Origin of the sequence: Cronbergia sp. UHCC 0137 (assembly GCF_034932285.1) — a bacterium.
Lineage (GTDB): Bacteria > Cyanobacteriota > Cyanobacteriia > Cyanobacteriales > Nostocaceae > Cronbergia.
In genome coordinates this window covers 63,224-87,051 of the sequence record NZ_JAYGHC010000001.1, presented here as the reverse complement: position 1 = coordinate 87,051, position 23,828 = coordinate 63,224, and the positions used below count along the sequence as shown (strand labels likewise).

General features: G+C 36.1%; 9 protein-coding genes. 4 read left to right on the top strand and 5 right to left on the bottom strand.

Features of this window, described 5'->3' with window-relative positions; genetic code table 11:
* Window positions 1-144 precede the first annotated feature (144 nt).
* Entirely contained in the window at window positions 145-528 is a 384-nt protein-coding gene (locus VB711_RS00255) for a DUF4346 domain-containing protein (protein ID WP_323283666.1), read from the top strand.
* A gap of 41 nt (window positions 529-569) precedes the next feature.
* Here the strand turns inward: VB711_RS00255 and psb32 are convergent, their stop codons facing one another.
* Both psb32 and VB711_RS00245 read right to left on the bottom strand, forming a co-directional pair.
* On the bottom strand, window positions 570-1,301 hold the full coding sequence (gene psb32 / locus VB711_RS00250) for a photosystem II repair protein Psb32 (RefSeq protein WP_323283665.1): 732 nt from the start codon (window positions 1,299-1,301) through the stop codon (window positions 570-572).
* A 327-nt stretch (window positions 1,302-1,628) separates the two neighbouring features.
* Entirely contained in the window at window positions 1,629-10,157 is an 8,529-nt protein-coding gene (locus VB711_RS00245) for a non-ribosomal peptide synthetase (RefSeq protein WP_323283664.1), read from the bottom strand.
* A gap of 200 nt (window positions 10,158-10,357) precedes the next feature.
* Here VB711_RS00245 and VB711_RS00240 point away from each other — a divergent pair, with 200 nt between their 5' ends.
* On the top strand, window positions 10,358-10,579 hold the full coding sequence (locus tag VB711_RS00240) for an MbtH family protein (RefSeq protein ID WP_323283663.1): 222 nt from the start codon (window positions 10,358-10,360) through the stop codon (window positions 10,577-10,579).
* Here the strand turns inward: VB711_RS00240 and VB711_RS00235 are convergent.
* Window positions 10,576-17,004 carry a non-ribosomal peptide synthetase gene (locus tag VB711_RS00235; RefSeq protein ID WP_323283662.1) on the bottom strand — a complete coding sequence of 2,143 codons (6,429 nt, stop codon included), beginning with the start codon at window positions 17,002-17,004 and terminating at the stop codon, window positions 10,576-10,578. The two genes, VB711_RS00240 and VB711_RS00235, sit on opposite strands and share 4 nt — an antisense overlap.
* A 519-nt stretch (window positions 17,005-17,523) precedes the next feature.
* On the opposite strand from VB711_RS00235, the gene VB711_RS00230 reads away from it, so the two are divergent.
* Window positions 17,524-18,273, top strand: a complete 750-nt coding sequence (locus VB711_RS00230; RefSeq protein WP_323283661.1) for a glycosyltransferase family 32 protein — start codon at window positions 17,524-17,526, stop codon at window positions 18,271-18,273.
* 15 nt (window positions 18,274-18,288) lie between these two features.
* Here VB711_RS00230 and VB711_RS00225 read toward each other — a convergent pair whose 3' ends face one another.
* A complete protein-coding gene (locus tag VB711_RS00225) occupies window positions 18,289-19,959 on the bottom strand; it encodes an ABC transporter ATP-binding protein/permease (protein WP_323283660.1) in 1,671 nt (556 codons plus the stop codon).
* 131 nt (window positions 19,960-20,090) lie between these two features.
* On the opposite strand from VB711_RS00225, the gene VB711_RS00220 reads away from it, so the two are divergent.
* Window positions 20,091-21,419 carry an MFS transporter gene (locus VB711_RS00220; RefSeq protein ID WP_323283659.1) on the top strand — a complete coding sequence of 443 codons (1,329 nt, stop codon included), beginning with the start codon at window positions 20,091-20,093 and terminating at the stop codon, window positions 21,417-21,419.
* Here the strand turns inward: VB711_RS00220 and VB711_RS00215 are convergent, their stop codons facing one another.
* Window positions 21,420-23,438 (bottom strand): alpha-amylase family glycosyl hydrolase, encoded by a 2,019-nt coding sequence (locus VB711_RS00215; protein ID WP_323283658.1) that lies wholly within the window; start codon window positions 23,436-23,438, stop codon window positions 21,420-21,422.
* Between the last annotated feature and the right edge of the window lie 390 nt (window positions 23,439-23,828).

The following is a 23,828-nucleotide window of genomic DNA, read 5'->3' as shown; positions in this document are numbered from 1 at the left end:
CCACAGAGGCACAGAGTTCACAGAGAAATGAGGTTTTGAGGGATATCTTTTTTGTCTCACGCAGTGTCACAAACCCCGTTAGAATTAAGTTTAGAAACGTAATTTAAAAATCTTGATCAAAGAATTTATCTTTTAAGAGTGCTTATGGATTTGCTAGTTGATTATTTGACGGCGATTGATGATAAACTTTCTCAGCGTCATATTGACCTTGACCCCGGTGGATATTTTATTATTTACCTGGATCGGAATGCAAGATTAATTTATGCCAAGCATTTTACAAATGTAATTAACGATCGCGGTTTAGCGGTTGACCCAGAAACGGGTATGGTAATTCCAGCGACGGAAAAGGTAGAAAGAACACACACAACTGTATTTAGTGCCAGGACAGCCAAGGAGTTGTGTGTGAAAATTTTTGAACAAACCCAACCTTCTCCGGTGACTACTTTAGATCATGCAGCCTATTTAGGTAGGGAATTTGCCCGCGCTCAAGTGGCTTTAGTTACAGGGCAAGAGTACATACAAGATTAAGGCAGGGGGTAAGGGTAATTTCACACCCTACCCTATCCCTCCTATCCTTCATTCGATGGTTGAACTGCTAGGTAAATATAGTAAGTTGCCATGGGGATGACAGTGGCAGCAATTAACAAACCTACAATCCAAGCTGTAGCGTTGTCTTTCTCCGCCCCTTCGATTTTTTTGAATGTTCCTTCCACTTTGATGGTTTCTACAACTTCCGGTGGTCCGGGATCTGGTTGACCGGAGAGAACAGCCGTTAAGCGATCGCTCGCATCTAAAAATGCTTGGTTATATTTGTTGCCATTCCGTAGTGGTACACCCACTGTTTCCCCAGCTACACTATTGGCGATATTGTCGGTTAATAAAGATTTTACCTGATCCCCAGTGGCGATCGCTGTCCCATTGGTAACTGTATCCATTACCAACAAAGTTTGATTGGCTTGATCTGCTGCTGTGGGAAACCATTTTGTAAATAATGCTTTAGCAAAACTTTCCGGTGTTTCTCCATAATCAAGTCGGTGAATAGTCACAATTCTGACTTCATTACCAGTTTTTTCCGCTAAGTCCTTAAATGCACCACTAATTTGACCTTCATTAAAACGGCTAATTACATCACCTTCGTCTACAATCCAGGTGTCTGCTGTCAAATCGGGTATTTGATAAACACCTGTAGCAAAAGCGGGTGTAGTAAACAGAGAAGTCGCCAAAATCATTACCATCAATGGTAAAATTAGGCGATTAAAGTATTTTTTAATACTGAATAATTGCTTGAATAGCTGTTGCATCGGATGAATCCTAAGACAGTCTTAAATTCAAAATACCATATAGCAGGTAAGGGGAGAAGAAATTAAGGAACTTGAAGCGTCTAAGCATATTAATAGGACTTGAGGAAAAAGTTTTTTGGGTAGGAGTCAGGAGTCAGGAGTCAGGAGGAAGAATTAGAAGAACAGAAAAACACTATTAAGTCTGCTTGTAGGGTGTGGTTCGGCAAGCTCACCAACCACGTCAGACCCGATAATTGAGCATCTAACGGATTTTCTCTACCTGACGCACCGCACTAAATATGTAATTTCAAAAGCCTGTGATTTTTCAGCAAACCCTATTTATTATACTTATATCTGTTCTATAATTTCCATTACTAAACTTTTTATATGAGGTTCTTTTAACATCGTTTGATGTTCACCTGTTACGCAACAAACCCGCACTTTTTCACTGCTTAGGTGTCCCCAGCCAAGGGTAGGATCATCGGGAAATTGTGCTGCCAAGGATGCTGTTTTAAAGAGTGTAATAGGAGATTTAATAGGTTGTGGTTGATAGACTAAACTAGCTTGGATATTAGCTTTATAAACGCTAATTAAACCAGCAATTAAATCCCGTCCAGAGTCCGGTGGGATAACTTCATGATGCTGTAAAATTTGTAAAACATAATCAAATTGAGATTTTTGATCCAAACTTGCTAGTTCCTGATAAGTAATAGATACAGTTTTATTAAAATGCAATCCTATTTGCTCAACAATGAAGCAAAGAATCCCAGCATTATCTTCTAGAGAAGCTGTAATTTCATCAAGTGCTAAAGGTGGATGGGTATCTATAATTAATAGATGTTCAACTTTTTCTCCTATAGCTTCTAATTGGTTAGTCATTGCAAAAGCAATTAATCCTCCTAAAGAATGTCCACCTAATAAATAAGGTCCACAAGGCTGTATTTCTTGAATGGCGTTAATATAACTATTTGCCATCGCTTCGATAGTTTCTAAAGGCCGTTGTTTACCATCTAAACCTTGCGCTTGAATAGCGTAAATAGGACGCTGTTTATCCAGTTGTTTAGCTAATTCTTCAGCTAAGACTGAATAGGACAAACCATAACCTCCTGCTTGGTGAATGAGAAATAAGGGAGGTAAATTACCTTGAGGTTGCAGAGGAATAAGAATATCTAAATTACTGCTTGGTTTTGCTTGGTCTAGCAAGGCAGCAATTTTTTCAATTGTCCCTTCTCGGAATAAAGCAACAACGGGTAAATTACATTTTAATTTTTGTTCAATGGCAGCTATTAATCTGATACCTAAGAGAGAGTGACCTCCTAAATCAAAGAAGTTCTCAGTTACACCTATGGGGCTTACTTTGAGTATTTCTTCCCAGATTTCTACTAACTGATATTCTAAAGGAGTGCGGGGTAAAATATGTCGTTCTACATCAATATTTCTGTTTATATTTAGCACGGATAGGGCTTTTCTATCAACTTTACCATTAGGTGTTAAAGGTAGATGATCCAAAATTACAAAAGCGCTGGGTATCATGTAATCAGGTAATTTAGCTTTTAAGAAATCACGCAATATACCTGAAGAAATTAATGGTTTTTCCTGGGTAACAATATAGGCAATTAAGCTGTTACCACCAGATGAATCTATAGAAGTAATGACAACAGCATTCAGTACATGAGGATGTTGATATAATGCGGCTTCAACTTCCCCTAGTTCGATGCGGAAACCGCGTATTTTTACTTGATGGTCTATACGTCCTAAAAACTCAATATTACCGTCAGCTAGATAACGAACTAAGTCACCTGTTTTATAGAGACGCGCACCAGGTTGATTACTAAAAAGATGAGGAATAAATTTTTCCGCAGTTAATTCTGGACGTTGTAAATAACCCCACGCTAGTCCCATACCCCCAATATATAATTCCCCAGGAATACCAATAGGAACTGGTTGTAAAAGTGAATCAAGGATATAAGTTTGGGTGTTAGCAATAGGATGGCCAATAGGAACTATTTTTTGTTTACTTTGTTGGTTATTTTCATTTCTGCAAGTCCAGAATGTAGTATCAATACAAGCTTCAGTAGGTCCATAGAGGTTGTGCAAGTTTACGTTTAATTTGCTTAACAAACTCTGTTCCAGTTCCACTGATAAAGCCTCACCTCCACAGAAAATATGTTTTAAAGATTTACAATTTTCTATTCCCCCTTGTTCTAATAACATTTGCAGCAAAGAGGGAACAAGTTGTAAAACAGTTACTTGTTGTTCAGAAATTAGTTTTAAGAGGTAAGGACTGTCTTGATGTCTGCCTTTTTCTGCAACTATTAACTGTCCTCCTGTTAATAACGGTGCGTAAAATTCCCAAACGGAAGCATCGAAACTAAAGGAAGTTTTTTGTAATACTTTGTCGGTTTCCTGGAGGGCAAAAGTCTCTTGCATCCATAACATATGATTACAGATAGCATGGTGTGGTATCATCACTCCTTTTGGTTTACCTGTTGAACCAGAAGTGTAAATTAGATAAGCGAGGTTGTTACCGACTACATTGCTAAAGGAGTTTTCTGTATTTTTTTGAGCAATAATTTCCCAGTCGCTATCTAAACAAACAATTTTGCTTACAGATGGAATATCTAAACTTTCTCGCAGTTGCTTCTGTGTTAATAATATTGAAATTTGGGCATCTTCTAACATAAAAGTTAGACGTTCTTGTGGATAATTGGGATCCAGGGGAACATAGGCACCACCAGCTTTGAGAATACCCAATAAACCAACTACCATTTCTAAAGAACGTTCAATACAAATTCCTACTAATACATCCGGTTTTACCCCTAAAGATTGCAAGTAATGAGCTAATTGATTTGCCCGTTGATTCAACTCTTGATAAGTCAAATTTTCATTTTGAAATACTACTGCAACTGCATCAGGTGTTTTTTCAACTTGTAATTCAAATAATTGATGAATAGATTTATTTTGTTTATTTTGGGAATACTTAATTTGAGTATGATTCCATTGTACTAATAATTGATCTTGTTCAGATGCCGTTAGTATAGATAATTCGTGAATTGGTTGTTGAGGTTGGGCAATAATATTATCTAGTAAGGTTTGGAAATGCCCGATCATCCTCTTAATTGTTTCTACTGTAAATAAATCGGTTCTATATTCCCATATTCCCTCAATTCCTTTTTCAGTTTCTGTCATCAATAAAGTTAAATCAAATTTGGCTAATGCTTGTTCTACTTCCCAGGGAGTAAGTTGTAAATCGGGTAATTCTAATTTACCCATTGGGTTATTTTGTAAAACAAACATCACCTGAAATAATGGATGATTACTCAGATTTCTTTCAGGATGTATTTCTTCTACAATTCTTTCAAAAGGTACATCTTGATGAGCATAAGCTTGTAATGTTTCTTCTTTAATTCTAGATAGTAAAGTGATGAAAGTAGGATTACCAGTTAAATTATTTCTAATTACTAAGGTATTGACAAAAAAGCCAATTAAGTCTTCAATTTGTTTCCGATTACGGTTAGCAATCGGTGTACCAATTAAGAAATCTTCTTGACTTGAATAACGCATTAATAAGATGCTAAATACCCCTAATAATCCCATGAATAGGGTAGCACCTTGGGATTCACATAATTTTTGAAATTCACTACCAATTTGTTTATTAATTGTAAAAGATATAGCACTACCTTGATAACTAGCGACTGCGGGACGGGGATAATCTGTTGGTAATTGTAAAATTTCATTCGCACCTGCTAATTTTTGTCTCCAGTACGCTAATTGTGCTGGTAGTTGTGTTTGTGCAAAAACTGTCCGTTGCCAATTAGCAAAATCGGCATATTGTATAGATAAAGTAGGTAAAGATCTAATTTTATCTTCACAAATTGCTGTATAATATAAGGATAATTCCTGAATCATTAACCCTAAAGACCAACCATCAGAAATGATATGGTGTATGACCAATACCAAAACATTAACTTCTTCAGATAATTGATAGAGATGAACACGCAATAAAGGCAATTGACGCAGATTGAATGGAGTAATAATTGCTTCTTGAACGGTTGTTCTCAGGGTTTCTTGTTGGGTTTGGGAGTCTAAATGACTGAGATTTATTACCGTTAAAGGTACTTCTAAAAATTCATGAATTACCTGAATTGGCACACCGTCTATATTTTCAAAAGTTGTACGCAATACTTCATGACGTTGAATAATAGTTTGCAGACTTTGGTGTAATCCTTCTAGATTTAAATTGCCATCTAAACGAAAAGCCACTGATATATTATAAGCAGCATTGTTTGGTTCTAATAAATCTAAAAACCATAGTCGAGATTGAGAGAAAGAAAGGGGTAAATTTTCGCGGTTAGGAATTGCAGTAATAATATCTTGTTGTGTATTTTGAGAATTATTCACCCCAGCTAAACGATCAATTTCTGTTCCTAAACCTGAAATGGTTGAATATTCAAAAACTGCACGTAAAGGTAAGGCTATATTAAATTCTTCTCTAATTCGAGAAACTAATTTAGTGGCTAAAAGTGAATGTCCTCCTAAATGAAAGAAATCGTCTGTCACACCGATTTTATCAATTCCTAAAACATTAGTCCAAAGTTGAGAAAGTTTCTTTTCTGTGGGGGTTGTAGCTTGAACAAAGGCTTGTTTACTAATCGTTATCTCTCTTTCTGGTATGGGTAAAGCGCGTCTATCTAGTTTACCACTGGGAGTCATAGGAAACTTTTCTAACATTACAAAACCAGATGGACACATATATTCTGGTAATTTTTCCCGCACCTGTTCTTTTAATTGGGAAATTAAGGATTTTGTAAATCTGCTTTTTAGTGGATCAAGCCAATAAGAGTTATTATTTTCAGTGGGTATTTTACTACTTATTGGCATTAATGGCGATAGAGGTTTTTCTGCTGTTGAGGGATAGAAACAGACATCAAAATAATCAGGATTTTCTGGTGAATAACTAATAGTGACTTGACAACCAATTTCTTGAGCAATAGCATATAAATCTGCTGGATTAATTGCTTTTTCAAACTTTATTTTATTAATAACTTTACTTAATTCTTCAGTAGTATTTTTACTATTACTTTCTGACATCCACTGCCAAATAGTGGTATCTTTAATTAACCTTGCATTGGCGATATTACACCAACCAATTGTACCTGTTTTGACAATTTGCTGTTTTAAGTCTGTTAGTTGTAAATTTGCGGTTTCCCAATCTTGCCAGTTAATTTCTATTGGCTGATTTTCTGATTGACCTAATTTGTGTAAGATTGCATCATAACGATATTTAGTAAGTTCATTATCGCTATTTTCGGCTTTAAGATGAACTTCTACTGCTGTTAAATCGGGTATTTTTGCTATTAGACTAATAAAGAATTGCGGATCAATTACTAATTCGTTTTCTGTTTTAGCTATGCGTTGAACTTGGTTTTTAAATGTTTCTTTATCCGTGCTTTCATCAGCTTGAAAATAGGCAACACTGGCATGAAAATAATTTAAAAGCGATAAATTGCGATTATCACCAAGGAATAGACTGCCTCCTGGTGCTAAAATTTGTAAAGCACCTGTAATTACCTGCTGTAAATATTCAATAGAGGGGAAATATTGAGCAACGGAATTAATAACAATGGTATCAAAATAATTTTCAGGAATTTCTGAAAAATCAATTGCTTCTCTAGTTAATAAATTGACATTATTTAAAGAGCGATTTTGGATAATATTTGTTAAACGAGTAATTGCAGCTTGGGAAAAATCTGTTCCCCAATAAGATTCTATTTGAGGAGCGATATTTAATAAAATCATCCCCGTACCGCAACCAATTTCTAAAACTCTTTGGGGTTTGAGTGCTTGAACTCGGCTTAGGGTATTATTTAACCATTGACGCATTTCTTCAGCAGGAATGGGTTGATTATCATAACTGCTATTCCAACCGGTAATATTAAAGTCTTCATTTGTTTCGGATTCAGTAAGATTATAGGTGTCGTTAAAGGTATATTGCCATTCTTGGGTTTGTTCTTTTATTAAAATTTCCGAGTCAAGAATTTGATTTTTTGGTACAATATAAGCTTCTATTCTTATATCTTCCTTGCTTTCTTCCCTAACAAGAACTAAAGCATCTGTTACTCCTGGATGACGTTTAATAACTGCTTCAATTTCTCCTAATTCAATACGGAAACCACGAACTTTTACTTGATGATCATTACGTCCTATATATTCAATCTCTCCGTTATCAAGAAAGCGGGCTAAATCACCTGTTTTGTAGAGGCGTTCTGGTTTTGAAGTATTAAATGGATTGGGAATCATCCTTTCTGCTGTGAGTTGGGGACGGTGAAAATAACCGCGAGTCACACCTGCACCACCAACATACATTTCTCCTACGACACCAATAGGAACTGGTTGACAATGACGATCTAAAATATATAAAGAAAGGTCAGGAATGGGTTTACCAATTAAACTTCCTAGTCTTTTTTTGACATCTTTTAAAGATAGGGGACGGTAAGTTACATGAACTGTAGTTTCTGTAATTCCATACATATTTACAAGTAACGGAAACTGATCATCATGACGTTCAAACCAAGGTTCTAAGCTGGCTAAATCTAGGGCTTCACCACCAAAAATTACATAGCGTAATTCTAGTTCTCCTTCTCGACAAAGTATTGATTCTGCTTGAATTAATTGCCGAAAAGCTGAAGGTGTTTGATTTAAAACTGTGATTTTTTCTTCACATAATAAATTATAAAATTCCTCCGGTGAACGACTGACTAAATAAGGGACAATGACTAGACGACCGCCATAGAAAAGCGCCCCCCAAATTTCCCAAACTGAGAAATCAAAAGCGCAGGAATGAAAGAGTGTCCAAACATCTTTGGGGTTAAATTTGAACCATTTTTCAGTGGCCAACATTAATCGCGTAACATGACGGTGGGTGACTACAACTCCCTTGGGTTTTCCTGTAGAACCGGAGGTATAAATAATGTAAGCGGCGTTATCTGGGAGGACTAATATTTCTGGTTCTGTTGTTGGTGCTTGGGTGATTTCAGTTTGGCAATGATCAATAAATATGGTTTTAGCTGTATGGGGTGGGATTTGTGTTTGAAATTGGGTATGTGTGAGTAAAACTGTAACTTGACTATCTTCTAACATATAAGCTATGCGATCGCTTGGATAGTTAGTATCAAAAGGCACGTAAACACCCCCGGCTTTTAAAATCCCTAAAATAGCTATTACCAAATCTAAAGAACGAGATAACCATAATCCCACTCTTGTTTCTGGGTTCACCCCTGCATTAATTAAATAATGTGCTAGTTGGTTAGCGCGATAATTTACTTCTGAATAACTGAGTCTTTCTTGTGCAAATATTAATGCTGTTTGTTGAGGACGCAATTTTGCTTGTTGAGTAAATATTTCATGCAAACAAAACTGTACAGAAAAACTTTGTGCAGGTTGACTTGGTGCTAAAATAGCTAATTCTTCTGTTAATAAAAAAGGTACGCGGCTAACTGGTATATCTGGTTGGGTAATTAAATTTTCTAGCAGTTGGCAAAAATGACGGGCAAATCTTTCTACAGTTTCTCTTTTCAATAAATCGACATTATAGGAGAAAACCCCATTTAAATGATCTTCACTTTCAGTAATAAACAATTCTAAATCAAAACGTGCTGCTTCCTGAGTTGCTAAGATCGAAACTTCTAAATCACCGGTACTAAATTCTGGTTTGGGTGCATTTAATAAAGTAAAGGCAATTTGAAATAAAGGATTACGACTGGTATCACGTTCTAAATTCAACTTTTCTACTAAAGTTTCAAAGGGAACTTCTGTATGTTCAAAAGCATCTAGAACTGTTGTTTTTACTCTATCTAAAAGTGTGATAAAACTAGGTTCATCAGCTAAATTAGTACGAATTACTAACATATTCACGAAAAAACCAATCAGTTGTTCCGCATCCATTCCTGGACGGTTAGCAATGGAAGTTCCTACAGGTATGTCTTCTTGTCCAGTGTACCGTGCTAAAAGTGCTTGGAAAGCAGCCATCAAGGTCATAAACAAAGTTGCACCCTGTTTTTGACTCAAGGTGCGAATGGCTGTGGTCAAATTTTTTGAGAGTTCAAATTTAACTAAATCTCCTCGAAAGGTTTGTAATTTGGGTCTAGAAAAATCAAGGGGAAATTGTAAAGTTGGTAATTCTGCTAGTTTTTTCTCCCAATAATTCAGGCTATTTCCTAAATGGGAATTGCTAAATTTTTCTTGTTGCCATAGGGCATAATCAGAGTATTGAAATGTTAATTCTGGTAGTACGATTTTTTCTTCTGTAATAGCTAATTTATAAAAAATCGCAATTTCTTGTAAAATCACGCCCATAGACCAAGCATCAGCGATAATATGATGTAAAGTCAGGGTGAGAATGTGTTGTTCTGCTGCAAATCTAAACAATCGAGCGCGGATTAATGGACCAGTTTGTAAATTAAAGGTATGCTCACCTTCAGAACGTGCTATTGTATCTACTGTATTTGTATTTCCACTCCAATCTTCTAATACCAGTTCCGTTAAAGCATCGGGATGAATTTTTTGCCAAGGTTCTCCATCTATATCTACAAATGTACTGCGTAAGCTTTCATGTTTTCGTTGTAATTGTTGAAAAGCTTGCTGTAAAGCTGGGACATTTAAAAATCCTTGGACACTGAAAACAGAACAAATATTATAAGCAGAGGATGTGGGTTCTAATTCATAAAGAAACCATAACCGTCTCTGTTGAAAAGAAGCAGGTGCTTGGGTAAGACCGCGACGTGAAATTAGTGCATCATCTGTTCCTAATTCGATTCCTTCTTCTTCTAACAGCAATTCTAAAAGATCGATATCGTCTGTTTGTGAATAATTCATCATATTACCTCTATTTTTGTGATGTTTTGCGTCAGTCCTGGTAAAAAACAGTAAATGATTTATTTTTCATATATTTTTTGATTTTACATTTTATTACATAGGGGGACTTAAACATTTTTAGTTGAAAAATGGAAGTGGGATTTGACAATATTTTATAATTCTGGGCATAATCAGAGAAAATTGGTATGGGGTATAGAAAAACCATGTATAGCAACGAACAAAACGATCAGACAATCTATCTTGTGGTTGTCAACCATGAAGAACAGTATTCTATTTGGCCTAAATGGAAACAAGAATTGCCCTTGGGATGGAATACTGTGGGTAAAGAAGGAACTAAGGCCGAATGTTTAGCTTATATCGAAGAAGTTTGGACTGATATGCGTCCTTTAAGTTTACGAAAAGCAATGGAAGAAGCTCAAGTTTAAGTAGTTAAGATACCGTCATCACTTAAGTTCACAGAACGGCGTTTCCGTCCGGCTTTGGGGATTTCGGTATCTTGATTATTTGTTGTCATATTTTGCACATCTCCTAGTAAAAGTGCTATACTTTCTGGGGTACGATGGGTAAATAACTGCGGTAAGGGAAATTCAGTGTTATAGGTTTGCCGCAAACGAATAGCTAACTGTGTTACCAATAGGGAATCTCCACCAATTTCAAAGAAATCATCTTGCACTCCTACCCGTTCTAGTTTTAACAACGATGCCATCATAGAACAAATTGTTGCTTCTTGGTCATTTCTTGGCGCAATATAAGGTTTACTTGTCTGACTCCAATCAGGTGCGGGTAGGGCTTTATAGTCAATTTTACCGTTAACTGTTAGGGGGATGGTTTCTATTGGCACAAATGTCGCTGGAATCATATAATCAGGTAATTTGCCCTTAGTAAACTCTGGTAATTTTATTTTTAGGTCTGCTGCGTTATCAGATGTAAAATAGGCAATTATACGATTTTCCCCGGTTGCTGCTTTCTGCACTATGACTAATGCTTGTTTGACTTGGGGATGAGTATTGATAACTGCGGTAATTTCCCCTAGTTCAATACGGAAACCACGTATTTTAATTTGCTGGTCAGCACGTCCGAGATATTCTATTTCTCCATCTGGTAAATGTCTAGCTAAGTCACCGCTACGATATAAACGACTACCTGGGGTTTGACTGTGGGGGTTGGGAATAAATCTTTCTGCACTTAAACGCGGCTGATGCAGATATCCTCTGGTTATTCCTGCACCACCAATATAAATTTCTCCGGGAACTCCTATTGGTGCGGGTTCTAAATTTTCATCTAAAATATAAAGTTGTAAATCGGGGATAGGTTGACCGATGACACTACCACGTTTATTGATGATATCTGCTTGGGTAATTGGTCTATAGGTGACGTGAATGGTGGTTTCGGTGATACCGTACATATTAATTAATTTTGGTTGGGCATCACCATATAAATTAAACCAAGGTTGCAAAGTTGGTATTTCTAAGGCTTCTCCCCCAAATATCACGTAGCGTAAAGGTAATTTTTCTGGCTGTTGTTGGGCGATGGGGATTAATTGCTTAAAGGCTGAGGGGGTTTGATTTAATACTGTGACTTTGTGGGTTTGCAGGAGTTGGAAAAAGTCTGTTGGTGAACGACTTGTCCAATAAGGAACTAATACTACTTGACCACCATATAATAAAGCTCCCCACAGTTCCCACACGGAGAAGTCGAAGGCGTAGGAGTGAAATAAAGTCCAGACATCTTCGCTATTGAAATTATACCATGATGCGGTGGCGTTAAGGAGGCGGATCACATTGGCATGGGTGACGATACAACCTTTGGGTTTACCTGTAGAACCACTGGTGTAAATTACATAGGCTGGATTTTCTGGGAATATTTGGACTGTGGGGGGTTGAGAATTTTCCTGTTCTAGTTGGGTGGTGATGTCTTCGAGAATGACAATTTCACTGGCAAATTCAGGTAGATGGGAAATTACTGATTTTTCTGTGATTAAAAGAACGATGCCGCTATCTTGGAAAAGAAATTCTAGGCGATCGCTTGGGTAACTGGGATCAATAGGAACATAGGCACCACCAGCTTTTAAAATCGCTAAGATGGTAATTACTAATTGTTCAGAACGTTCTAAACACACACCTACCAAGGTTTCTGGTTTAACTCCTTGGTTTTTTAGATAATTAGCAAGACGATTGGCACGGGTTTCTAATTCTGCAAAACTGAGGGTAGTTTGTTGGTAAACTAGGGCTGTTTTGTTTGTATATTCTATGACTGCTTGATTAAAGGCAGAAACTAAGGTGTCAGGAGAAAGGAAGTTTTTGGGGTTGCTATTTGCTGCTTGTAGTAATTGTTGCCGTTCTGTTGTGGAGATGAGCGATCGCTTGTGATATGCTGTTTGCGGAGTAGTAACCATCTCTAGCAAAGCATTTTGGTAATACTTGCCATATTGCTCAACTTGTGCATCTGCAAACTGTTGAATGTCATAGATTAAATTTAGCTGTAACGCTGCACTTCCCGGTATTAAACAAAATTCTGCTAAAAAGGGAAAATCTGTTTCTTCAAAAATGTCAACGTTATCAACTTGAATTTGCGGTAAATTTAGCAACCCTTCATAAACGTGAAAATGCACATAGTTAAATCCCACATCAAACAGGGGGCGTTTGTCAAGGAGGCGTTGAATTTCTGCGAGGGGAAAATCACGATAGGGAAGAATTTCTGTTTCAGCACGGAAAACGGCTTGTATTAATTCTATCCAACTGCTGCCAGTCAACTCCAAGCGCAGGGGTAATGTATTTACAAACAAACCGAGTAAATTTTCACTATCCGTAGTTTCTGGTCTGGCATTAATAACATTACCTGTTACTACTTCTTTTTGTCCAGTGATAAAAGAGAGAACCCGCAGATGTAAAGCTAAAAGGGCAGTTTTTAAAGGAACGCCGATATTTTTGCTAATTTTACGCAGCTTATTAGCTAATTCCTCATTGATAGTCACGGTTAGGCGTTTTAACTGGCGTTTTTGAGAGTCAGTTGCTTGGTTACTTATATTTAAACGGGGGAGAGTAGTTACTTGTAAATTGCTGAGATGTTGTAGCCAAAATTGCCGGAGTTGTTGGTTAGCGATCGCATTTTGCTCTTGAATAATAAAATCCTTATAAGTAATTTCTGGTATAGCTAAAGGTGGCAAATTTTCCACTTCTAAATACTGCACATAACGCTGTAATAATTGGGTTAGTAAAGTGGCCACACTCCAACCATCAAGAATCACATGATGAAAACTAAAACTAAAACTGAGTTGTTCCTCTGATATTCTGTGAATTTGGAAGCGAAAAAGCGGTGATTTGGTAATATCAAAATTCTGATTTTTTTCTAACTCAATCCATTCTTTAACTTGTTGAGTTGCATTTCCCAAATTCCGTAAATCAACTATATTTAAAGGTAACTCAACTTTTTGATGGACAATTTGGATCGGGTTACTATATCCTGTCCAATGAAAGGAAGTTCTTAATACTGGATGTGCTGAACAAATATCAGTAATGGCTTTTCTCCAGGCTAATTCTGAAAAACTCAGGTGTAAATCAAAGGTAAAAATTTGGTGAAAAATTGCCGAATCAGGGTGTAATTCACTGTAATAAAGCATTCCTCCCTGTAAACTAGAAAGAGGATAAGCATCTTCAGCATCTTTTGGTAAAAGTAGTTGATCTGTATCTAAAATTAAATTAATTACAGGAGGTTTCTTAATATCATATGAAATTGTCACTGTAGCTTTTTTCGTAGCTAAATGACGCACAGTAGCAAATTCATAAAGTTCTCGTGCTGAAACTGCAAAACCCGCTTTTTTAGCTTTCGCAATTACCTGTAAAGCTAAAATTGAATCTCCACCAATTTCAAAGAAATTATCATCAATACCGACTTTTTCTAAACCCAGAATTTCCGCCACAATATCACATAAAGTTTCTTCATCTACATTGCGGGGAGCGATATAATCTTCTTCTACTCTTAACACATTCCAATCTGGTTTAGGTAAAACATTAACATCAATTTTCCCGTTTACATTCAAAGGAAAAGCATCCACACTGACATAAGCTGCGGGAATCATATAATCTGGCAACTTATTTTTCAAAAATTGACGCAATTCATTTGCAGTGGGTGAAGATTCTCCAGGAACAAAATACGCAACTAGACGCTTTTCTTCTTCCCATTCATCAGTGATAACTACCGCTTCCCGCACTTGAAAATGGGATGTTAAAGCTGCTTGAATTTCTCCTAATTCTATGCGGAAACCGCGAATTTTCACTTGTTGATCAATTCTACCTAAATATTCTAAATCTCCGTTAGGTAATCTTTTCGCTAAATCACCACTGCGGTACATTCTTCCACTACCAAAGGGATTAGGTAAAAACCTTTCTGCTGTTAATGCAGGACGATTTAAATAACCACTTGTCACCCCTGCACCAGCTACATAAATTTCTCCAGGAATATCATCAGCAAGAGGTGATAATTTCTCATCTAGAATATATATAGAAAGATCAGGAATTTCTCTACCAATTACACTCGCTTTTGCTTTTAAATCTTGACGAAAAATAGGACGATAAGTAACATGAACGGTAGTTTCTGTAATTCCGTACATATTCACTAAACAAGGTTTTTTATCTCCATATCTTTCTAACCAAGGTTGCAAACTTTTTAAGTCTAAAGCTTCACCACCAAATATCACATAGCGCAATGCTAAATCTCCCACACTAGCTTCATCAGCACGAATTAATTGATAAAATGCTGAAGGAGTTTGATTGAGAACTGTTACTTTTTCTGTGGTGAGAAATTCTCGGAATGTTTCTGGTGTTCGGCTTAACCAAAAAGGAACAATAATTACCTTACCACCATATAATAAAGCCCCCCATAATTCCCACACAGAAAAGTCAAAAGCGAAGGAATGAAATATTGTCCAAATATCATTTTCATTAAACCCAAACCAGGGTTCTGTAGAACGCATTAACCGGATAGCGTTACTGTGGGTGACAATACAACCTTTAGGTGTTCCTGTAGAACCGCTAGTGTAAATAATATAGGCAGGAAAATCTGGTTTGATGGTAATTTGTGGTGGTGTATTTGGTTGTTTGGTAAGTTCAACTTCGATAGATTGCAGTGTAAAAGTGGTGATGTCTTTGTTATTTAATTCTGAGAGTAATGATTCTTCTGTAATTAATGCTAAAATGCCACTATCTTGGAGAATTAATTGACGACGTACAGCAGGAGAATGAGGATCAAGAGGCACATAAGCTGATCCGGTTTTGAGAATTGCTAAAATAGCAATAATCATCTGTTCGGAACGTTCTAAACATATTCCTACTCGTGATCCTGGGTTGATTCCTTGACTGAGTAAATAGTGCGCCAAACGATTAGCTTGATGATTTAATTCTGTATAGTTAAGAATCTTTTTATTAAGTTGAACTGCTGGATTTTCTGGAAATTGGGTAGCGATTTTTTCAAAGGCGGAAATTAGTGTCTCTGTGCTATAATTGATTGATATTTCTGGTTGAAAAAGGGTAATATTTTTAGGTTCTGGTAAAGAAATTCTAACATCAGCAATGGCATTTTCTAGATTATTTGCTGCTTGATTAAATAGATTTTGGAAGTTTGTAACTATCTGGTTAACTGTTTCTGCATCTAAATAGGAAAGGTTATAATCAAAATCTATTTTGATATCGCTATTTTCTGCGTATTCTCGTACATAAATAATTAACGGTACTTTTTGCTGCTGACTATAAAGGGGAATACAGGTTGTTTGAGTATCAGCGAAATCTTCATTATAATCATGTCTTTCGTAGGAAAGAAAAACCTCGAATAAATGTTCTTTGGTACTGGTTTGTAAACCCGAAAGGCGCTTCATTTCTCCCAGGGGAAAACGTTGATGGCGATAATCTTGACGTAGTAAAGAACGAATTTTATCTAATAGTTGATGTATTGTTTCCTGTCCATTAATTTCTAACCGGAAAGGAATGGTACTGACAAACAAACCAATGGCATCTTTAAAACTTTTTTTGCTGCGGTTTAATAAGGATAATCCCACAACTACATCTTGCTTGTGGTAGCGTTTAGTTAAATAGATAGAAATTAAACTGAAGATAAAATGAAAGGCATTTGATTGGATATTTTTACAAACTTGATCAACTCTGTTATATCGTTCACGGGAAATATAAATAGACTGCCTTTGTCCATGCAGATTTTGTGGATTTATTTGGTTGAATATCTTAGGTGATACACCATTTAAACGTTGCTGCCAATAATAGCGATCGCGTTGAAAGTTCTCTGATTCTAAATACTTTAATTCTTCCTCTATATATTCACTAATTACCCAATCTCTGGCTATTTGATTATCCTTACCATCATTAATAATTTGATTATAGGTTTTAATTACTTCCCGGAAAAAAATCGCAGTTCCCCAACCATCAGTTATAGCATGATGATATTTAGCGAAAATAATATGATGTTCCTCTTTTACCCGAATTAATTGAAAATCAACCAATGAGAAATTTTCGCCAAGCAAAAAAGGTTTTATAAATTCCTGATTTATATAGTTTTCAGCCTGTTCTCTATTATTTTCATAATTGGAAAAATCTACCAAAGGGATTCTAACATTTTCGTGATTTGCTATTGTCTGTAAAGGTTTACCATCAATTTCATAAATTCGTGTCCGCAGTCCAGGATAACAACTGATGATCTTATTCATGGCATAATTGAAAATCTCTTGATTAAAAGCACCATGAACTATAACAGTTGCACCAATATTTAAATGAGAACCTCCAGACCACATCATTTGGTCAATATAAATTTCTCTTTGATTGATTGATAATGGTAGTATCTGATTCATGATTAATTCCTTCAATAAATTAACTGTATTAGAATGTCTCAATTTTGGTAATAATTAACTTTCAGACCAAGCAAGAATTTATTAGATATATAGATCCAATAAATTTTATTAATTAAAGGTGTATCCTGAAAGATGGGTAAAATAGAAGCTTGTTAGATTTATACCAGTTAATTTTCATAATTAGATAATGTTTTGATATTCAAAGTTTTTTTGCCAAAAGTATAATCAAAACTTATCAATGATTAAAAAAAATGGTTGACAAGAAGATGATTATATGAAATATATGATAATGTCAACACCATAATAAAAAATATCTTCAAAAATATCTGAAATTGGTAAATAGGGTCTTTTTAGTTATGGCTAATTATAGATAAAGTTAAACTTTTGTTAAAATTTAGTTAAGGCTCAAGAATTTATACCAATCCAAACTGATGTGAAGCTAATTGTCTATGGTGAAAGTGAGAATTATAGCGGTTTTCACTTGAGTTGGATACAATCATTTATTCCTGCTTTAAAAATATGAGTAAAATTCCCAAAATCATCCATCAAATTTTTTTTCTAGGGGAAGCAGCAGTACCGGAAAAATATCGTCAGTATCAGCAAACAGTTTTACAAAATCATCCTGATTGGGAATACCAATTTTGGAATGAAGCCAAAGCCAGGGAATTTATGAAAGAAAATTATTCCTGGTTTTTACCGATATTTGATGCTTATCCCCATGATATTCAGCGTCGTGATGCAATACGTTATTTTATTCTCTATCACTATGGCGGATTTTATCTAGATATGGATGTTGAAAGTCTCAAACCACTTGATGATTTGTTAGCAGAATTTGAGCTTGTGTTATCAAAATTGGTGGGTTTCAGTAACGCAATTATGGGTAGTATTCCCAAACATCCCCTATGGTTTCAAGTATTTGAGGAATTAAAAAATCGTCAACATAATTTAGATAATAAAACCATGCCCTTTTATGTTGGCTACAGTACGGGACCCATGATGTTAAATGATTGCGTAGTTGCAGGTAAATTCCATGAACAGCCTACAGTGCTTGTGTGTCCAGGATACGTTTTTGAACCAGGCGCGCCGATGGAACTTAATGGTAAAATCTTTAAAAGTAAACGAAATTTAGAGACATATACTATACACCACATGACTACTTCCTGGTTGCCTAAGAAAGATAAGATAGCGAGAATTTTATTTGGTCTGGTTTTAGAACCATACTGGTTTTTTCGCTCTTTAGTAAAAGGTCAAGGAGACACAAAAAATTAACTTTTAAAACATCTGCTAAGATATAGATGCTGCTGAAAGATTAACAATAATCTGATGAAACTTTTTGAGAGTAGGTCGATGTCCAATACTAATAAAGGTTGTATCTATTTCCATCAATAAATTATATAGTTTCTCTTCATTGTTTATATCTAAAGCACTGGTAGCTTCATCTAAAATGGCATATTTGGGTTTAGTAACTAACAGCCGTGCAAAAGCTAATCTTTGTTGTTCTCCTAAAGACAGAATTTCACTCCAATCTGCCTCTGTATCTAAACCTCCAAATCTTGCTGCTAAATCTGATAAATTTACTTTTTCAATCATTTCGTAAAGTTCTTCATCACTAACACTAGCATTACTATGGGGATAAATTAACTGTTCTCTCAGAGTTCCTAAAATCATGTAAGGACGCTGAGGTAAAAATAGCATTTCTGCTAATTCTGGACGAACAATTACACCTGTTCCTGAGATCCATAATCCTGCTAAAGCCCGCAAAAGAGAACTTTTTCCACAACCACTATCTCCCATGACAAGTAAACTTTGACCTGGTTGTAGTTCTAGAGAAAAGTTTTTAAATAGGGTTTTTTCATAATTAGGAGTTTGAACAGTCAGGTTAACAAATGCTAAACGGTGATCTTTAATAATTTTAATATTACTATGATCAGGATTTGATTTTTGCGCTTGTTGGAGATATTTATGAAAGACATATAGGCGATTAATTGCTGCTGCAAATTTTGTAAATTTTTCAAATTGATACATAATTAAATTGACGGAAAAAGCAACTTGTCCAAAAGCTCCTCCGGCTTCTGTAATTTTGCCTACTTCAATATCATTTGAGAGGACTTGGTTGCCTAAAATTAATGCTGGAATAATCCAAGGAAGATAACCAAATTGATATTTGAAAATATTTAAGTATACTTCTGACCAGAGAATTAATTTTTGGAAATTCCTAAATACTTGATTAAATATGGCTTTAACTTTGTTAGACTCTTGAAAAATGCCATTATAGAAGGCGATAGATTCAGAATTTTCACGAATGCGAACTAAACTAAACCGAAAGTTTGCTTCTTTTTTCAGTTGTTCAATGTTGAGTTGTGTTAATTTTTTTCCATAAAAAGCAATAGTAATTACATAAGCTAATATTGAATAAATAATTAAAACAAAAACTAAATTAGGAGAAATAGACCAGAGGATAATACTAAAGGCAATGACTATAAAAATTGATTCTAAACAATTAACTAAAAACTGTACAGATTGTTGGCAGAAGTTAGCTACATCTTCAGAAATACGTTGATCTGGGTTATCAATTTGTTTATCAAAATTACTTAATTCATAAAAAGCACGATTTTGAAAATATTGATTGAGGAAATGATGGGTTAACCACTTACGCCAATATATACCAATAGTTTCTCTTAAATAGCCATAACCAGAGTTTAAAAAGCCAAAGATAATGATACCAGCAAAGGCAACGAGTACACCTTGCCAAAATCTACTACTATCGCGAGCAGAAAGAGCAGAAATTAAGTCTCCTTGGATGCCATTTAAGAAGACCTTAACCTGGGTATTAGCAAACAATAATACTCCCAGAAGTAAGAGGAGAGCGATCGCCCCCCGTTTTTCATCTCCCAACCAATAGAGTTTGGCGATCGCCCAAAATTGTGAAACAGCTTTTGGTTTAAATCTATTCATCCCTGTCCAGTTACTGAGTTATACTGAGTTTAGTTATTTGGATTAATGAAATTTACGACTTATATCATTTGTCCATGACCAAGTATTAATCTAATACAGATTGACACAAATTTATCAACTTAACCCAAACAATGCGTATTTTCACATTAATTTGGCTGGGACAACTGGTTTATCTCATTGGCATCTGGATGACTGGTTTTGCTCTAGATATCTCAGTATTTAAGCAGACAGGCTCCGCTACTCAATTTGCTTTACTCATACTTACTTGCACCATTCCACCCATCATCATTTCCCCATTGGCTGGGACTTTGGTAGATCGCTGGGATCGTCGCTCGACCATGATTATTAGTCACATCTGCACAGGATTATTTACCCTAGTTTTGTTATTTCTAGTCAGCATTGGCCAACTGGCAATTTGGCACATTTATTTACGCAACATTTGTACATCTATTATTGGTGCATTTAACACACCTGCTTATAAAGCTGCTATTACTTCCTTGGTTCCGCAAAAAGATTTATCAAGAGCTAGTGGCATGGTGCAACTAGCGATCGGTATTCAGCAAATAATCTCACCTTTAATTGCAGGTGCGCTATTGGATAGCATTCATCTACAAGGTATTTTGATCATTGATTTTTTCGGATTATTAACTGCCTTGACTACCCTCATTTTAGTGAAATTTAGCAATCAAATTAACCAACCTAGCGATGAAAATGACCAACCAAATAAAACGTCCTCGCTGTGGCGAGAAATCATCTATGGTTGGACTTATCTGACTCAACTGACTGGACTACCAACCTTTGTCATTATCTTCACTTTTTATCAATTTTTAGTTGGTTTTGTTAGTGTCTTAGTTTATCCTTTAATTCTGCGTGTAACTACCCCAGACAACTTAGGAAAAATCGCCTTTATCAGTGGTCTTGGTATGATATTGGGGTCAATAGTTATGAGCAGTTGGAAACTTAATTGGCAGAATTTAATTAGCCCAGTTCTAATAGGTATGTCATTGAATGGACTATGGATAGCTGTTGCTGGTTCTAGACCTTCATTAATTCAAATAGGCATTGCTACGCTATTTTTCTTCATGACTGCTCCAGTTGTTAATGGCTTAGTCCAAATGATTTTTCAAATAAAAGTCGCCGAAAATGTGCAAGGAAGAGTGTTTGCCTTAACTGGTGCAATTTCAGGGGCAGCAGTACCCTTAGCCGCTGTTTTTGCCGGTCCACTTGCTGACTATGTATTTGAACCATTGATGGCATTTGATGGGCCTTGGTCTAAAGCACCAATAGGCCAGTTAATAGGTACTGGTCCTGGTCGTGGTACTGGACTTTTATTTGTGATTGTTGGTTGTTCTATTTTCATAGCTGCTATCATTGCATCTCAACATCCTGCAATCCGCAAATTAGAAGTTAATTCGCCTGAACATCCAGTACCTTCCCCAGAGCAGATGACCGTAGTTTAGCTAAGATAGTTTAACTAAAACAAATGTGAATGGTGGTAATTGAATTTGAATTTCCTCACCTACTATTTGAATTGATCCACCAGAGGTGGCAATTAGCATCTCTACTTGGTGAAACTCGCCATAGCTGTGAGGAATTTTTAAAGAATAATCAAATACAGGTTTAGCTCCCAAGTTCATTGCTACTAAAAGCGGCTGTTCATCAGCCGCATCATGAATCAATATAGACCAGATACCATGAACATGAGAACATAGCAAGGTGCGTGTGCCATTGTGGAGAGATTTGTATTGCCAACGAATTTGGGCAAGTTGTTGAATTAGTACAAAAGTTGGATGGTTTTTGTTATAGGGTTGAAAAGTTTTGCGGTTAATTTGACCAAATTTCCAAGTGCAAGCGGGATTTTCAAACATATCCTCACGCACATAGCAATCATGACCAATAGATTCTTCTTGACCTTCTTGTTCATGCCATCCTAATGCACCATCAAATTCCTGTTCTGTTCCTTGATAAATAGCAGGTATTTGTGGTCCTAATATCAAACAGGCTAGGGCAAAATGGACACGGATACGAGATTGATCTCGGTTGTGAATACGATGCAAAAATTCATGGAAAATTCTACTTGTATCTTGGTTATCCAAGAACATAATATTGTTCTGCCAACCAGCATAATATGATTGTGATGGCTTGAGAAAACCACAAAAATAATCAGCTAAACCCCACAGACAATTACCATCCCCCAAAGAATGCTTAACAATATAATAGGTGGGGTAATCAATCAAGCCAGAAAATTTAGCACTATTATATTCAATTACCTGTTCGTGGGTACTTCCTGCGTGTTCGGCTATTTGGATAAATTCTGTTTTTCCTAAAATACTTGCATATCTTGATATTTCTTCTACGCAAGGTTCCCAAAAGTCTAAACCAACGTGACGTGCAGAATCGTAGCGAAAGCCATCAATATCAGTTTCGGCTATCCAGTATTTCAGATGTTGAATCAGTAACTCCCGGACATAAGTTGTTTCAGTGCGCCAGTCTTCAAGAAATCCAAACAGTCTTTGATTGACCATATCGGTGTATTCTGGTCCGTGAAATAGTGATGTGTTCCTGGCTTCGATGGGAAAAGGCATAACTGCGGATTCTTCACCTTGTACATATTTAAATTCTCCTCCTGCTGGACCCCCATATTCTTCCCAGTTAATGCTATCGGCAATGTGATTGTTTACTACGTCTAAAATGACAGCAATATCAGATTCATGAGCTTTTTTTACCAGTTCTTGTAAACATTGAAGTGTACCCAGATGGGGATCAACCATCAATAAATGAATGGGATGATAGCCATGATAGCCATCAGGAGCGTTGACGTATACAGGGGTAAGAATAATTGCTCTGATTCCCAATGACTTGAGGTATTCTAGATGCTCAATTATCCCCTGAATTGTGCCACCATGACTGGAATGAGGACAAGAAGGATTGTATGTAACTGGGCTTAAACGAGTACGAGTTGTGTCTTTACTACGAGCAAAGCGATCAATAATGATGGAGTAAAATAAACGAGAACCCCAATCTTTGGGGCTAGATGTCATGGATAGAGATGGTTTTGGTCCGTATACAGGATAATTATTGACAATTCCTAAAAATACAGAGGGAATTTCTGCCATTGAACGTGGTGCTTCATCGCAGACTAACAAAAATTGCGATCGCTCATTTGTATGTTCAATTCCATCTGTATCCACATAGCCTAATCTATATTGATACCCTCCTCCATTACTGATCTGTGGGAGAATAACTGAGAACATTTTGAACCCATTTTCTATCACGCTCTCAGCTTCTGCTATGATGCGATCTACATCGCAATATCCCTGTCCATCATTTAACTCATAAACTACCTGACCATAATCGGGATGTTTAGATAAGTGAACACCAAATCTAATGCGGATCTTTTCGGTATTTCTAAACACCCAAGTATAAGGTGCAATGCTAGGATCTAAATGTACTTCACAGTGTTCATCAAAATAGCGCATATAGCATTCCTACGAGTTAAAGATGGTGAGTTGATGCAGATATGATCCTGGAATTGGTCTACTGATTTATCAATTCAATTTTTTTGAGTACAGTCTCAGGGGGTGGGTATCAAAAATTGTCTTGATCATAGGTTTTAGACAATTTTACTTTTCGCTACTGACTGAGGTTGTTTTTGTGCATTTTTACTTATGTTTGAATATGTTTTCAATCAATAGCTTACCATAATTGTTTTCCTCTTACTTATTTTCTATGCTCACTGAGGTTGTCGAATTGTTCTATAATTGTTAAAGGATCTAAAAAAAGATAATTTTAAAAATTACTTCGCGCTCTCCAATATTTATTGATTAAATGAATTTCTGTAAAACCTGCTAAGTAATTAGACAGAATTA

What these genes read in the sequence shown, in the direction of transcription:
- VB711_RS00220 (WP_323283659.1), top strand. Translation starts at nt 20,091, where the DNA reads ATGCGTATTTTCACATTAATTTGGCTGGGACAACTGGTTTATCTCATT.
- psb32 (WP_323283665.1), bottom strand. Translation starts at nt 1,301, where the DNA reads ATGCAACAGCTATTCAAGCAATTATTCAGTATTAAAAAATACTTTAAT.
- VB711_RS00225 (WP_323283660.1), bottom strand. Translation starts at nt 19,959, where the DNA reads ATGAATAGATTTAAACCAAAAGCTGTTTCACAATTTTGGGCGATCGCC.
- VB711_RS00235 (WP_323283662.1), bottom strand. Translation starts at nt 17,004, where the DNA reads ATGAATCAGATACTACCATTATCAATCAATCAAAGAGAAATTTATATT.
- VB711_RS00215 (WP_323283658.1), bottom strand. Translation starts at nt 23,438, where the DNA reads ATGCGCTATTTTGATGAACACTGTGAAGTACATTTAGATCCTAGCATT.
- VB711_RS00245 (WP_323283664.1), bottom strand. Translation starts at nt 10,157, where the DNA reads ATGATGAATTATTCACAAACAGACGATATCGATCTTTTAGAATTGCTG.
- VB711_RS00230 (WP_323283661.1), top strand. Translation starts at nt 17,524, where the DNA reads ATGAGTAAAATTCCCAAAATCATCCATCAAATTTTTTTTCTAGGGGAA.
- VB711_RS00240 (WP_323283663.1), top strand. Translation starts at nt 10,358, where the DNA reads ATGTATAGCAACGAACAAAACGATCAGACAATCTATCTTGTGGTTGTC.
- VB711_RS00255 (WP_323283666.1), top strand. Translation starts at nt 145, where the DNA reads ATGGATTTGCTAGTTGATTATTTGACGGCGATTGATGATAAACTTTCT.